This is a genomic window from Bradyrhizobium sp. MV1.5 (assembly GCF_055807615.1).
Genome location: NZ_JBVVPL010000025.1, coordinates 83,853 through 97,197, shown reverse-complemented (window position 1 = coordinate 97,197; position 13,345 = coordinate 83,853). Strand labels below are relative to the sequence as shown.

The window sequence follows — 13,345 nt, the reverse complement described above, 5'->3', positions numbered from 1 at the left end:
CGCTCAACGGGCATGCGCGAAAAACGCTTGACCCGGGCAGTCCCGGATGGTCGGAAGGACCGTCCAGGGATGAAATACACAATGCGGCTTCCGTTCTTCTACGGCTGGGTCGTGGTCGCGGTGACCTTCGTCACCATGGCGATCGGCGTCAACGCGCGCACCGCCTTCTCGCTGTTCTTTCCTCCCATCATCTCCGAATTCGGCTGGGAGCGCGGCGTCACCGCGGGCGCCTTCTCCTTCGGCTTCGTGGTGTCGGGCATGGTCAGCCCGCTGATCGGCCGGCTGATGGACCGCGCCGGCCCGCGCGCGGTGATGGAGCTCGGCGTGGTTCTGATGGGTGGCGGGCTGCTGCTCGCGCCGCTCACGAGCGAGCCCTGGCATCTCTATGTCACCATCGGCGTCATGGTCGGCGCCGGCTCGGTGTGTCTCGGCTATTCCGGCCAGTCGCTGTTCCTGCCGAACTGGTTCATCCGAACGCGCGGCCTCGCCATCGGCATCGCCTTCGCCGGGGTCGGCATCGGTTCGGTGACGCTGCTGCCGTGGGTGCAGCACATGATCGAAGGGACCGGCTGGCGCACCGCCTGCACGGCGATGGGCTTGATGGTCCTGATCGTGCTGGCGCCGATCAATCTGTTCCTGCATAGGCGCCCCGAGGATATCGGCCTGCGGCCTGACGGCGATGCCGCGCCGGCCGCAGGCGCCGCAAAACCCGTCTCCAACATCGTCGATCCCGTCTGGGCCGGGACCGAATGGACACTCCGGAAAGCGGTCGCCACGACGCGGTTCTGGTGGATTGCGCTCGGCTATTTCTGCGGCCTGTACATTTGGTACGCAGTGCAGGTGCACCAGACCAAATTCCTCCTCGACATCGGCTTCAGCCCGGGTGTTGCGGTGTGGGCGCTCGGCATCGTCAGCCTGCTCGGCATTCCCGGCCAGATCCTGCTCGGCCATGTCTCCGACCGGATCGGGCGGGAATGGGTGTGGGCGATCAGCTGCGCGGGTTTTGCGATCTCTTTCGCCGCGCTGATCGCACTGAAATTCCAGCCGTCATTGTGGCTGGTCTACCTCATGGTGTTCACGCAGGGCGCGCTCGGCTACGGCCTGACCTCGATCATGGGCGCGGTGGTCTTCGAGATTTTTCAGGGCAGGCACCAGGGCAGCATTTTCGGCACGATCATGCTGGCGGCATTGGCCGGCGGCGCGGCCGGTCCCTGGGTCACCGGCTTGCTTTATGATCGGGCCGGCGACTACACGCTCGCCTTTGGCGTTGCCATCATCGTGAGCGGATTGTCGGCGCTCTCGATCTGGCAAGCCGCGCCGCGCAAGGTGCGCGCCGTCGCCGGCAAGCTTCCGGCGGGCGCGGGTGCCGAATAGGTTCCGTACGCACCGAATTACCTTCGCGTCTTTTGCGGAACGTTAAGCATGTCGCGTCTTGGCGCGGTGCGAGCGGAGTGCAAAAACGTCTTGGACACCATCGTGGCGCTAGCCTCGGTTGCCATATCTTCCCGATGCCTCCGGGTCTAGCGATGTCCGCCTCCGATCGTGCCATGACAGAAACTCCGGAAGTGCTGTTGGCCGCGCTCGAACGCGCCGACGAGGGCATCGTCATCGTCGACAGCGCGCATCGCATCACGCATTTCAATGCCGGTGCAGAGCGGATCTGGAAACTCGCGCGCGCTGATGTGCTCGGCCGCGACGCCGAAATTCTCACCCTCAAATGCCTTCAGGCCGATCCGGTTGCAGAATTCCGTGACGAGATCAGCCTCGTGCGAAACGACGGCAGCCGCATCCGCGCGGCCATCTCGCTTTCATCCATTGCAAGTGAAGGCATTACCTACCGCATGGTGTTCGCGCGCGATGTCACCGCGGATGCCGAGCGCCGCGCCAGAATCGGGCTGCTCCACGCCGTCTCCGACCAGACCAACCGCGCGGTGCTCATCACCGACACCGAGCAGAATATCGTCTACGTCAATGCCGCCTTCACGACGCTGTTCGGCTACACCAGCGAAGAAGCCGAGGGCCGCCGTGCCAGGGGGCTGATCGCCGGCCGCCACACCGATCGCACGGCCGTTGCGAAGCTCGTCAAGCGCCTGATGGATGGCGGCCACCGCGGCGAGGTCGAGATGCTCGCCTATGACAAGGACGGCGAGGAGATCTGGGTCTGCGCCCGCATCGATGCCTTCCGCGACAGGAAGGGCCAGGTCAAGCACATCTTCGCGCTGCTCGAGGACATCACCGAGACCAAGCAGCTGCACTCGCTGCAGCAGCTCATCATGGGCGCGCTCGCTGATGAGGTTCCGATCGGCGAGATCGCCGACCGGCTGTGCCGCCGTGTCGAGCAGATGGCGCCCGACGTCGTCTGTTCGCTGCTGCACGTCGACGCCGCGGGCCTGATCCATCCGCTGGGCGGCCCAAGCCTGCCCGAGGACTATTCCCGCGCACTGGAGGGCGTTGCCATCGGTCCCAATGTCGGCTCGTGCGGAACCGCGGCCTTCTACGGCGAGCCGGTGCTGGCGACCGATCTGGAGACCGACCCGCGCTGGCAGCCCTACAAGGCGATGCCGCTCGCGATGGGCCTGCGCGCATGCTGGTCGACGCCGGTCAAGGCCAAGGACGGACGGGTCATCGCCACCTTCGCCTTCTACTACCGGGAGCCGCGCGCGCCGAGCAATTGGCACCGCCGCATCGTCGAGGCCTGCGTCAATCTCGGCGCCTTCGCGATCGAGCGCAAGGAAGCGCGCGCCGAGATCGCGCGGCTCGCCTATCACGATATCCTCACCGGCCTGCCGAACCGCGCGCAATTGCGGCGCCTCATCACCACCGCCATCGATGCCTGCCCGACCGGCAGCCACGTCGCGCTGGCCTTCCTCGACGTCGATCATTTCAAGGACGTCAACGACACGCTCGGTCATGCCGCCGGCGACGAGCTCCTGATCCAGCTCGCGCAGCGCCTGCGCGAGCAGATCGGACCCGAGGACATGCTGGGGCGGCTCGGCGGCGACGAGTTCGTCATCCTGCTGCCGCGGCGCAACGCCGAGAGTGCCGAGCGCGTCGCGGCCGGAATCACCGAAGCGCTGGCCGCGCCGCTGCGGCTCGGCTCCAGGCAGCTGCAAATGTCTGCGAGCATCGGCGTCAGCCTCTATCCCGATCATGCGACCGACATCGACACCCTGATGCAGCAGGCGGACGCGGCCATGTACATGGCCAAGCAGGCGGGACGCTCGACCCATCGCCTGTTCAGCGCCGAGATGAACGGGCTCACCGAGCAGCGGCTGGCCTTGATTGCGGCGCTGCGCCGCGCCATCGCCGAGGGCGCGCTGACCCTCCGCTATCAGCCGCAGATCCGCAGCTGCGACGGCGCGATCCATGGCGTCGAGGCGCTGGCGCGCTGGCATGATGCCGAACTCGGCGACGTCTCGCCGGCAAAATTCATCCCGCTCGCCGAAGAGTGCGGCCTCATCGAGCAGATCGGCCTGTGGTCGGTGCGCGAGGCCTGCCGGCAGATGGCGAGCTGGCGCCGCGCCGGGCTCGACATTCCATCCGTGTCGGTGAACCTGTCGCCGATCAATTTCCGCAACGTCACGCTGGCCGCGCGGCTCAAGGACATCCTCGCCGAATACGATCTGCCGGCGGACGCGCTGATGCTCGAGATCACCGAGGGCGCGTTCATGCAGGACAGCGTCGCCGCGCTCGAGACGATGAACGCGATCCGGGAGCTCGGCGTCGGACTTTCCGTGGACGATTTCGGCACCGGCTATTCCAGCCTGAGCCGGCTCGCCCATCTGCCGATCCGCGAGCTCAAGATCGACCGCAGCTTCATGCACGACATCGAGCATGACGCTGGCGCGCTCGCGATCGCCACCGCCGTGGTGCGCGTCGGTCAGGGCCTCGGCATGACCGTCGTCGGCGAAGGCGTCGAGACCGAGGCGCAGCGCAAGGTGCTGGCCGAACTCGGCTGCGACGTTGTGCAAGGCTTCCTCTACGCGCCCGCGCTCGCGCCCGTAGCGTTCGAACGCTGGCTGATCGAGCACTGCGCCGAGCAGGCGCGGGCGATGCTCGCTCGTCTCGACGTTGCACCGGCCGGCGCGACCGCGGTGAAGCGGTCGGCGTAGGGCGTCTGCTCTCGGAGCCGCCACAGCAGCAACGACCGGCTAGCGATCGAAATCAACGAAACGCGCTGCTTGGATCGTGGCTGGTTTTATTTTTGGTCGGCATTGACGCGGCAATGCATAGTGAACGGTCAGCAGACTTTCGTTCCTGTCATCGAAAATCAAATGATCGGTCAAGGCCATTTCCGCGCGCATAGCATTGCAGCAGAAGATCATCCATCGATTGAAAATGGGCAGCTGGCTCATGGACCGGTAAAGTTCGCCACACTCGATGGTCAGGTTCTGGCGGCCTTGCGCATTCGCCAATTCGAGCCGGGATCGAATCTCTTGCCGGAAACGATCCGTTGAAACCATGCGACATCCGATTGCCGAAAACCCTTCTGAGAGGGGGATCAGCCGGCCAGTATTGAAATCGAGCGATGAGCCCCGTCAACTCAGACGTCAGGCCGTGTGACCATAGAGTAACGCCAACACAAAGATACAGCTAATAAAGCCGATCTGGTTGATGCGCTCGTCTCGCTATCGGGCGACGGCGTTCCTATATACCCGATATCGCCGCCCGCCCTTGGCAGTTATCGGTGACTGAGAGCATTGCGCTCCCGCCTCAACCACGCAGGCGGTCGGATGTCCGATATCCCAGAATACAAATCTCCTGGACTGATTGGTATCGCCGGCGCCGGTGCGGGTCACTGCGTCGGCCTTCATGCATCGGAATCCATTTTCAATTGATCTGCAGCAGCGATCTCGCACGCAGATCGTCAGGAGGTTTACGTGGCAAACACAGCAACGATCCGAAACTCGAACGGGCTTCCGGCCACATTCACGGGATCGAAGACCGGGCAGGACGACGCTCCATTTGTCTTCGTCAAGGTCGGCGATGAAGAGCGCCGCATGCGAAGGGCTGAATGGGACGCGCTTCCGCCCTGGACCGGCCCGCGTCCGGCGCGAACGGTCAACGACTGATCGCACAGCCTTTGGGAGGCCCGATTGACGGTCGAACATGCCATCGTGCGAACCAAGCCGAAGCCCTGGGGCAGCCTCGATCTGCGGCCCTGGAGCCTGGCGTCGACGAGCGATGGCCCGATCGGGGAATTGTGGTTCGAGCGCCCGGGTCTTGCTGCGCCCAGGACGACGTTGCTGCTCAAGATGCTCTTCACCACCGAGCCGCTGTCGATTCAAGTTCATCCGGATGATGCGTTCGCGCGCTCGATCGGGCTTGCCAACGGCAAGACTGAAGCCTGGTACATCGTCTCCGCGATTCCCGGTGCCAAGGTCGCGGTGGGGCTGAACCATCAGCGCTCCGCCGCAGAGTTGCGAGCGGCAATCACTGACGGCTCGATCGCCGATATCTTGGATTGGCAGCCGGTTCATCCCGGCGACGTCATCTTCATTCCTGCTGGAACCGTCCATGCGATCGGCGCTGGCATCGTGCTCGTCGAAATCCAGCAGCACAGCGACGCCACGTTCCGGCTGTTCGACTATGGACGCGAGCGCGAACTGCACATCGACAATGCCCTCGCGGTGGCGACGGCGGGCCCACGCGGGATCCAAATGCCTTCCGAGCGCCTGAGCGCCGCGCGAACGGTCCTGACAGTCAATTCCTATTTTGCGCTGGAGCAAACTGACCTCGCTCCAGGCTCCATTTGGATGCTCGACGCACCGAAAGAGACCTGGCTGCTGGCGATCGAAGGCCACGCCCAACTCGGCTCGACCAGGCTGGCACCGGGGGAGGCGTTCTTCCTGGAAGCCGACCATGCGGAAATCGAGGTCGGTGCGAACGGCTTGAAAGCGCTGCTGGCCTATCCCGGCCCGAAGATAAACCCTGCTGCGTTGATAGAGCGCAGCGCCACCAGCGCCAGTCGCGTACCGCACGCCTTTCCCAGCCCCCTGGTCCCGTCTCCCTTCGAGACCGCCGCGCTCAAACAATCGGAGACGCCAAATTGGCTGCCGTAAATCGTATCGCATTCATCGGCAATTCGCTTCCCCGCCGCTGCGGCATTGCGACCTTCACCATCGACTTGCAGAGCGCCATTGCGGCGTCCCGGGGTGATCTGGAGACTGTCATCGTCGCGATGACGGATCACGGCCAGGTCTACGATTATCCTGCCACCGTGGGCTTGGAGATCAATGACGACCGGCAAGATGATTATATCCGCGCGGCCGCCTATCTGAACAGCGGCGGCTTCGAGGCGGTTTCGCTGCAGCACGAATTCGGCATTTTCGGCGGCGAAGCCGGAGGCCACATCATGGCGCTCTTGTCGCGCCTGACCATACCGATAGTGACAACCCTGCATACGGTCCTGTCCCAGCCGACAGAGGCTCAGCGCGATGTCATCGCGCGCATCGTCGAGTGCTCGTCCAAGGTGGTCGTGATGGCTGAAAAGGGTCGAGAGTTGTTGCGCTCCGTCTATCACGTGGCTGACGAGAAGATCGAAATCATCCCGCACGGTATCCCGGAGTTTGCGTTCGTCGAACCCGACGCGGCCAAAGCCGCGCTCGGGTTCAGCAACAAGTCGGTCATCCTGACCTTCGGATTGCTGTCGCCGAACAAGGGTATCGAAGTCATGATCGATGCGATGCCTTCGATTCTGAAGACGCGACCCGACGCCGTTTACGTCGTGCTCGGTGCGACGCATCCCAACCTCGTGCGAGACAGGGGTGAAGCCTATCGGGAGGCCCTGATGGCGCATGCGCGCCAGGCTGGCGTCGATGATCACGTCGTATTCCTCGATCAGTTCGTCGACAAGAAAACGCTGCTCGAGTTCATCTCGATGTCCGACGTCTACGTGACGCCGTACCTCAGTGAGGCCCAGATGACATCGGGCACGCTGGCCTACAGTTTTGGCCTCGGTAAAGCCGTGGTTTCCACCCCGTATTGGCATGCCCGCGAACTATTGGCCGATGGCCGCGGCATCCTGGTTCCGTTTGGCGATGCGGCCGCGCTCGGCGTCGAAATCGCCAAGTTGCTCACCAACGACGTGCTTCGGCAGGCGATGCGCAAGCGCGCCTATTCGAGCAGCCGCGCGATGACGTGGGAAAGAACCGCCGAACGCTATATGTCGGTCTTCGAGAACGCCGGCCGACGGCATCGGCTCAAGACCATTGCGCGCACGGATACTGGTACGCTGCTGCGCGACAGCCGCGCCCCGCCGGAAATGCAGCTCGGTCATTTCCTGTCGATGTGTGACGACACGGGATTGTTTCAGCATGCCGTTCATAGCGTGCCGGATCGTGCCCACGGCTATTGCGTCGACGACAACGCCCGGGCGCTGCTCGTGGCCTGTGCGCTCAACAATCCGGGCGAAGAGCGGCTGCCGGAAGTCCTGACGGCGCGATTTGCCGCCTTTGTCCAGCACGCCTGGAATCCGGATACACGACGATTTCGCAATTTCATGGGCTTCAACCGCTGCTGGTTGGAGGACAGGGGGTCGGAGGATAGCCACGGACGCACGCTCTGGGCCTTGGGCGTGTGCGCGCTGACCGATGCCAGCCCGTCGCGGCGCTCATGGGCCGCGGCGCTGTTTTCCGAAGCGATGGCGACAGTGGAAAGCTTTCGTTCGCCCCGTGCGTGGGCGTTCGTATTGCTGGGCCTCGATGCTTACTGCTCGGCGGTCCCGGACGATGTCCAGGCGACCCGCCTGCGTGCCGTGCTTGCCGATCGGTTGGTCTTGATCTTCGACACCGTGGCCACCGGCGATTGGGTCTGGTTCGAGGACGGCTTGGCCTACGATAACGCCCGCTTGCCCCAGGCGCTGATCATGACCGGCCTGGCGAGCAAGACATCGCGTTATGTCAATATCGGTCTGGAGTCGTTGCGCTGGCTTGTGGAGCGCCAAACCTCAGCAAAAGGCCAATTCCGCCCGATCGGCACAGCGGGATTTGGCGATCGACGCCAGCCGTCGCAAGCCTTCGACCAGCAGCCGCTGGAGGCCGCGGCGACCATCGCGGCATGCCTCGCTGCGTGGCGGGCCGATCACGATGTCGAGTGGAAAGCCGAAGCCGCGCGGGTCTTTGCGTGGTTTCTAGGCAGCAACGATCTGTCGGCCTCGCTGGTCGATCTGGAAACCGGAAGCTGCCGGGATGGCCTGCACCCCGACCGTCCCAATGAGAATCGGGGAGGGGAATCCGTGGTGTCGTATTTGCTTGGTCTTTCCGAGATTCGGCAAATTGCCCGCCTCAGCGAAAGCCGGGCCAAACCTGCTCCTCTCGTCGCTTGACGGAGCAGGACTACGATTTCATCCTTCAACCCATCGAGGCCGTTTTGTCGCAATCTCCCTTCCTCAAACGCCAAGCCCTTCAGCTGCGGCCTGATCCGACCCGTGTCATCGTCCGGCCCTTCAAGCCGGCAACAGAGCCGCGCGACCTCAATCCGACGGACAAGACCCGCGCCAACCATATCGTCGAACGGGTCCTCGCGCTCGATCCCGAGACCGCTGGACGGCAATTGGCCGACGTTCTGGAGAACTTCCTCGGCCGTCACCGCAATCTGTTGCGGACCTTCGAGGCACGCGCCGCGGAAATGGAAGAGGCGCTGGCCGACCATGCTGTCTTCACGCAGGTGCAGCGCCAACTCGCGGGCGCCTATTTTCTCAACGAATATTCGTTTGAGGCCTCGGCATTGTTCAATCCGAGTATCGTGCCACATCCCGATCAATCCGGAACGCCGGAAGGCAGCCTCCGCTTCGTCCTGAGTCTGCGTGCGGTCGGCGAGGGTCATGTGTCTTCGCTGACATTTCGCTCGGGGCTTATTGCGGAAGACGGGACCGTGACCATCGACCCGACGGTGCGTCTGGCATCCAGCCCCGATCTCGTCAGGCTGACATCGGGCGCCGGCGGCGACGAGATTGCTGTTACTTTCGCGGCCGGCCAGGATCTGAGCGAGCGGGTGATTTTTCCGATCACCGAAGCGCAGTCGAACGGGATCGAGGATGCCCGCTTTGTGCAATTCAGCAACGCCGGCGAGACGATCTACTACGCGACCTACACTGCCTATAGCGGACGGGCGATCCGGTCGGAGCTGATCGAGACGTCCGATTTTGTATCGTTCCGGCTGTCGACCCTGAAGGGCAATGCCGCGCGCAACAAGGGCATGGCGTTATTCCCGCGCAAGATCGGGGGCAGATATGCGATGATCGCGCGCCAGGATAACGAGAACCTCTATCTGATCTTTTCCGACGATCTGCATACGTGGGATGGGGGCCAGCCGATTCTGAAGCCGCGATACCCCTGGGAGTTCGTGCAGATCGGCAATTGCGGATCTCCGATCGAGCTCGATGAGGGGTGGCTACTGCTGACGCACGGTGTCGGCCCTGTGCGGAAATATTCGATCGGGGCTGCGCTGCTGGACAAGAAGGACCCTTCGAAGGTGCTCGGTCGCCTGCGCGAGCCACTATTGCGCCCGGACCCTTCCGAACGCGAAGGATATGTTCCCAACGTCGTCTATACCTGCGGCGCGATGCGCCACCGCGACAAGATCATCTTCCCCTATGCGGTCTCCGACACCTTCTGCAATTTCGCGACCATCGAGATCGCGTCCTTGGTCGCGGCCATGGACAGTAGCGCATAGGACCTGCGCTGACCGTTCGCGACATCCATCCGGTGAGATGAAAAAAGCGTGAAGCGGTCGGCGTAGGGGGCGACTTTCGAATGGATCACCCCCAAACAAACCTCTTGTTAATCCTCTGGTGATCAGTTGATCGGCTGGTGATGTGATCCGCGTCTTCACAGGCCGAACCAGCCCCGGAGCCCCCGTCGATGGACCCCATCCTGCACGCCCCCAAGCCGCTCGATCGGATCACGCTTTCTGAACTGCTGGGTGCGCTGAGCCACGCACTCGATCTCTCCGAGGGGCAGCCGGCCGGACATTGCGTGCGATGCAGCCGCATCGGCGTCTTGATCGGCAGGGAGATCGGCCTCGACGAGGACGAGATCGTCGAACTTTACTACGCGCTGTTGCTGAAGGATCTCGGCTGCAGCAGCAACGCTGCGCGCATCTGCGAGCTGTATCTGACCGATGATCTCTCCTTCAAGCAGGACTTCAAGCTCATTGACGGCAGCCTGCCGCAGGCGCTGCGCTTCGTGCTGGGCCATACCGGGCTGAAAGCCGGCCTGGCCGAACGGTTTCGCGCCATCGTCAACATCTTCCAGAACGGCGGCGAGATCGCTCGCGAACTGATCGAGACGCGCTGCCATCGCGGCGCCGACATCGCCCGCAAAATGCGCTTCTCCGAGCCGGTCGCGGAGGGCATCAAAAACCTCGATGAGCATTGGGATGGCGGCGGCAAGCCGCTCGGCCTTCGCGGCGCGGCGATCCCGATTTATTCCCGCCTCGCATTGTTGGCCCAGGTGGTCGATGTGTTCTACATCGCGAACGGTCCCGAAGCCGCCCTTCGTGAGGCGCGGAATCGAGCCGGCACCTGGTTCGATCCAGAGCTGGTCGCCGCTTTTGAGCGCATCGCGGCGCGGCCTGGATTCTGGGGCATGCTTGGCGCTGAGGGTGGGTCCGAGACTGTTCCTCTGCTGCCGCAGCAGGCGAGCGTCCCGGTGGATGAGGACTATCTGGATGATATCGCGGCGGCCTTCGCCCAGGTGGTCGATTCCAAAAGTCCCTACACCAGCGGCCACAGCGAGCGCGTAACGCTGTTTACCGACATGATCGCGGAGCAGCTGGAGTTCGCTGCCGAGCGGCGACGCTGGCTCAAGCGTGCCGCGCTGCTGCATGACATTGGCAAGCTCGGCGTCAGCAACGCAATCCTGGATAAGCCGGGTAAGCTTGACGACCACGAATGGGAGATCATGCGCAAGCATTCCGCGCATTCGGAAGCGATCCTGTCGCGCATCGGCGCGTTTGGCGATCTCGCTCCGATCGCCGGGGCGCATCACGAGCGGCTGGACGGCAAAGGCTATCCCCGTGGGCTCGCGGGAGACCAGATCTGCCTGGACACCCGAATCATCACGACCGCGGATATCTTCGATGCGCTGACCGCGGACCGGCCGTATCGGGCCGCCATGCCGGTGACGAAAGCCATTGCAATCATGTCGGAGATGATCGGCACCCAGATCGACGCGGACTGCTTTGCGGCTCTTCGTCGGGCTCTTGGACGTGTGGACGAGACGCTCGCGGCTTGAGAGGGTCCGTCGTCATCCGGCTTGCAACGTCCGGCGCAACGCGCGTTCATGCCGCGGAAAGGAACGTCCGGCGTTTCCCCACGTTGTCGGCCCACCAGCGCAAACCGGGCCATACGATGAAAAAGATTGCCACCATCCTTGTGATGCTCTGTAGCTTGCCGGCTGCTGCCGGTGCGGAGAGCTGGAGCGGCTATCGTATTCCCGAGACCGGGACCAGCGTCGACATTCCCTCGTCGATCTTCACCGAGCAAGCCGGCCAGCCCGACGGCTATGGCATGCAGTACCGGACCAGCGACGGCCGCGCGGATTTGACGGTGCAGGCCGTTCCCAGTGACGGCAGCTCACCGGCCGCTTTCCTGGCGCGCAAGAATCCGCCGTCCGGCATCACCTACAAGCGCATCACGCCGCGCTTCTTCGTGGTCTCCAGCACCCGGGGCGGCAAGATCTGGTACAACCGCTGCAACTTTGGCCGCCGCTACGTGCATTGCGTGCTGATCAACTACCCGGCCGCCGAGAAGCGTCAGTGGGATGCCGTCGTGACCCGCGTCAGCCGCACGCTGAGCGGCGGTTGATCCGGTCACAAAGAAAAACCTGTTTACGAAGAAAAAGCTGCCCGCAAATCGCGGGCAGCAGTCTCGTGAGGATGGTTCAGCGCAAATTGGTCGATGTCGTCGACATGGTCGGCTTGGAGCCCGGCACGTGCGACATGGTCTTGGTGGTCGACCCGACATCCTCGCCCGCCTTCACTTTCGTGCGGGTGTGGGAGCGGCTGAACGTACCACCCTCGTGCGCCTGCGCGCGCGCATTGGAATTGAGCACCGGACCGTTGCCCTTGTTCATGCTGGTGCCGGACTGCGCCTTGCCGTTGGCGGACGCGGCGCTGCCGCCGGCTGCAATGGACGAGCCGGTCTGTCCGGAGCCCGACGTCGACGTGCCGCCGGTACCGAGCGTGCTGGCCGAGGTGCCGCCAGCCGCAGCCGAGCCGCCGGTGCCGCCGGTCATGCTGGTTTGTGCCGACAACGGCGAGGCGGCGAGCAGGAGTGCGACCGACGAGGTCGCGATCAACATTCTCATCTGTCAAATCCTTTTGCTACGGCGACGATGTCGAGATGGTGCAGCCGTTCACTGTGACGGTGCTCGCGCTGGTCGAACCGGGGCCGCCGGCCGTCGAGGACGAACTCGACACGTTGCCGCCACCGGCCTGGACGTGCACCGACGATCCGCCGGCCGAGCTCGAGCTCGACAGCGAGCCGCTCGATGAGGTCGAGCCGGTTGTGCCTGAACCCGATGACCCCAGCGCGGTAATGCTGCCGTCGGGATGTTTGTCCACCGTGACCCGGCAGGTCTCGCCGGATGCGGTTTTGCCGGTTTTCTGCATGGTTTCCCCCACGGCGGCGCTGCTTATCAAAGTCAAAACTGCGATCGCAACGATTGATCTGTTCATGCCAGTCCTCCTCAGGAAGGACGAAGGAGCGGCATTGCTGCCGCTCCGCCGGCCGGGATGTCAGTCCTTGTCCTTCTTCATCTCGTCCTTGTGGTGGCCTTTGCCCTTGTCCATGCCCATGTCGCTGGCATGTCCCGCGGAGGAGCCGGCCGCTCCCACGGTCGAGCCGCTCTTGCCGCCGCCGGCCGAGGAGCCGCCGGTGCCGAGCGTCGATGCCGAGTTGGAGCCGGAGCCCGCCGCCGAGCCGCCGGTGCCGACGCTGGACGAGCTCTTGCCGCCACCCGCCGACGAACCGCCAGTGCCGAGCGTCGAGGCTGAGCCTGAGCCGCTGCCGGAGCCCGCAGCAGAGCCGCCGGTGCCGATCGACGAGCTGCTGGTGCCGCCGCCGGCCGACGAGCCGCCGGTGCCAAGCGTCGATGCCGAGCCCGAGCCGCTGCCCGAACCTGCCGATGAACCACCCGTGCCGATCGTCGAGTTGCTGGTGCCACCGCCGGCTGACGAGCCGCCAGTGCCGACCGTCGAGCTCGACTGCGCCATCGCGAGCGCCGTACCGGCCAGCAGCGCAGCTGCGGCCGCAGATAATTTCAGAATCCTCATCGCTGTCTCCTCCAAAGATCAAATTGCCAAAACAGGCTCGGGATAAAGTGGTAAGCCGCACAAACGT

The 13,345-nt window shown here is 63.9% G+C and carries 12 protein-coding genes; 8 read left to right on the top strand and 4 right to left on the bottom strand.

Going from position 1 to position 13,345, the window contains the following annotated elements; translation table 11 throughout:
* Nucleotides 1-81 precede the first annotated feature (81 nt).
* Entirely contained in the window at nt 82-1,374 is a 1,293-nt protein-coding gene (locus tag AC0L2J_RS22685) for an MFS transporter (RefSeq protein ID WP_088931182.1), read from the top strand.
* A 152-nt stretch (nt 1,375-1,526) separates the two neighbouring features.
* A complete protein-coding gene (locus tag AC0L2J_RS22680; RefSeq protein WP_473394534.1) occupies nt 1,527-4,112 on the top strand; it encodes an EAL domain-containing protein in 2,586 nt (861 codons plus the stop codon).
* A 39-nt stretch (nt 4,113-4,151) separates the two neighbouring features.
* Here AC0L2J_RS22680 and AC0L2J_RS22675 read toward each other — a convergent pair whose 3' ends face one another.
* Complete coding sequence (locus tag AC0L2J_RS22675; protein ID WP_473250111.1) at nt 4,152-4,463, bottom strand: hypothetical protein; 312 nt, start codon at nt 4,461-4,463, stop codon at nt 4,152-4,154.
* Between the two features lie 417 nt (nt 4,464-4,880).
* Here AC0L2J_RS22675 and AC0L2J_RS22670 point away from each other — a divergent pair, with 417 nt between their 5' ends.
* The 6 genes from AC0L2J_RS22670 to AC0L2J_RS22645 all read left to right on the top strand — a co-directional run bounded on the left by AC0L2J_RS22670 (nt 4,881) and on the right by AC0L2J_RS22645 (nt 11,809).
* Entirely contained in the window at nt 4,881-5,072 is a 192-nt protein-coding gene (locus AC0L2J_RS22670) for a hypothetical protein (RefSeq protein ID WP_035974339.1), read from the top strand.
* Between the two features lie 24 nt (nt 5,073-5,096).
* Entirely contained in the window at nt 5,097-6,062 is a 966-nt protein-coding gene (locus tag AC0L2J_RS22665) for a class I mannose-6-phosphate isomerase (protein ID WP_473394531.1), read from the top strand.
* On the top strand, nt 6,050-8,326 hold the full coding sequence (locus AC0L2J_RS22660) for a glycosyltransferase family 4 protein (RefSeq protein WP_473394528.1): 2,277 nt from the start codon (nt 6,050-6,052) through the stop codon (nt 8,324-8,326). Before AC0L2J_RS22665 ends, AC0L2J_RS22660 begins: the two co-directional genes overlap by 13 nt.
* A 44-nt stretch (nt 8,327-8,370) precedes the next feature.
* Nucleotides 8,371-9,675 carry a glycoside hydrolase family 130 protein gene (locus tag AC0L2J_RS22655; RefSeq protein ID WP_035975183.1) on the top strand — a complete coding sequence of 435 codons (1,305 nt, stop codon included), beginning with the start codon at nt 8,371-8,373 and terminating at the stop codon, nt 9,673-9,675.
* A 188-nt stretch (nt 9,676-9,863) separates the two neighbouring features.
* On the top strand, nt 9,864-11,237 hold the full coding sequence (locus AC0L2J_RS22650) for an HD-GYP domain-containing protein (protein ID WP_473394524.1): 1,374 nt from the start codon (nt 9,864-9,866) through the stop codon (nt 11,235-11,237).
* Between the two features lie 116 nt (nt 11,238-11,353).
* Nucleotides 11,354-11,809, top strand: a complete 456-nt coding sequence (locus AC0L2J_RS22645) for a hypothetical protein (RefSeq protein WP_473394521.1) — start codon at nt 11,354-11,356, stop codon at nt 11,807-11,809.
* Between the two features lie 76 nt (nt 11,810-11,885).
* Here AC0L2J_RS22645 and AC0L2J_RS22640 read toward each other — a convergent pair whose 3' ends face one another.
* Genes AC0L2J_RS22640 through AC0L2J_RS22630 form a run of 3 tightly spaced genes read right to left on the bottom strand, consistent with a single transcriptional unit; the run spans nt 11,886 to nt 13,278 of the window.
* Nucleotides 11,886-12,311, bottom strand: coding sequence for a hypothetical protein (locus AC0L2J_RS22640; RefSeq protein ID WP_473394518.1), 426 nt, complete (start codon nt 12,309-12,311; stop codon nt 11,886-11,888).
* 16 nt (nt 12,312-12,327) lie between these two features.
* The gene (locus AC0L2J_RS22635; protein ID WP_084777512.1) at nt 12,328-12,681 is read right to left on the bottom strand and encodes a hypothetical protein; all 354 of its coding nucleotides are present in this window, start codon (nt 12,679-12,681) and stop codon (nt 12,328-12,330) included.
* Between the two features lie 60 nt (nt 12,682-12,741).
* Entirely contained in the window at nt 12,742-13,278 is a 537-nt protein-coding gene (locus AC0L2J_RS22630; protein ID WP_007613402.1) for a hypothetical protein, read from the bottom strand.
* Nucleotides 13,279-13,345: the final 67 nt, after the last annotated feature.

Excerpts from the sequence above, each read along its gene's own strand:
- AC0L2J_RS22685 (WP_088931182.1), top strand. The coding sequence starts at position 82 with ATGCGGCTTCCGTTCTTCTACGGCTGGGTCGTGGTCGCGGTGACCTTC.
- AC0L2J_RS22680 (WP_473394534.1), top strand. The coding sequence starts at position 1,527 with ATGTCCGCCTCCGATCGTGCCATGACAGAAACTCCGGAAGTGCTGTTG.
- AC0L2J_RS22675 (WP_473250111.1), bottom strand. The coding sequence starts at position 4,463 with ATGGTTTCAACGGATCGTTTCCGGCAAGAGATTCGATCCCGGCTCGAA.
- AC0L2J_RS22650 (WP_473394524.1), top strand. The coding sequence starts at position 9,864 with ATGGACCCCATCCTGCACGCCCCCAAGCCGCTCGATCGGATCACGCTT.
- AC0L2J_RS22645 (WP_473394521.1), top strand. The coding sequence starts at position 11,354 with ATGAAAAAGATTGCCACCATCCTTGTGATGCTCTGTAGCTTGCCGGCT.
- AC0L2J_RS22640 (WP_473394518.1), bottom strand. The coding sequence starts at position 12,311 with ATGAGAATGTTGATCGCGACCTCGTCGGTCGCACTCCTGCTCGCCGCC.
- AC0L2J_RS22635 (WP_084777512.1), bottom strand. The coding sequence starts at position 12,681 with ATGAACAGATCAATCGTTGCGATCGCAGTTTTGACTTTGATAAGCAGC.
- AC0L2J_RS22630 (WP_007613402.1), bottom strand. The coding sequence starts at position 13,278 with ATGAGGATTCTGAAATTATCTGCGGCCGCAGCTGCGCTGCTGGCCGGT.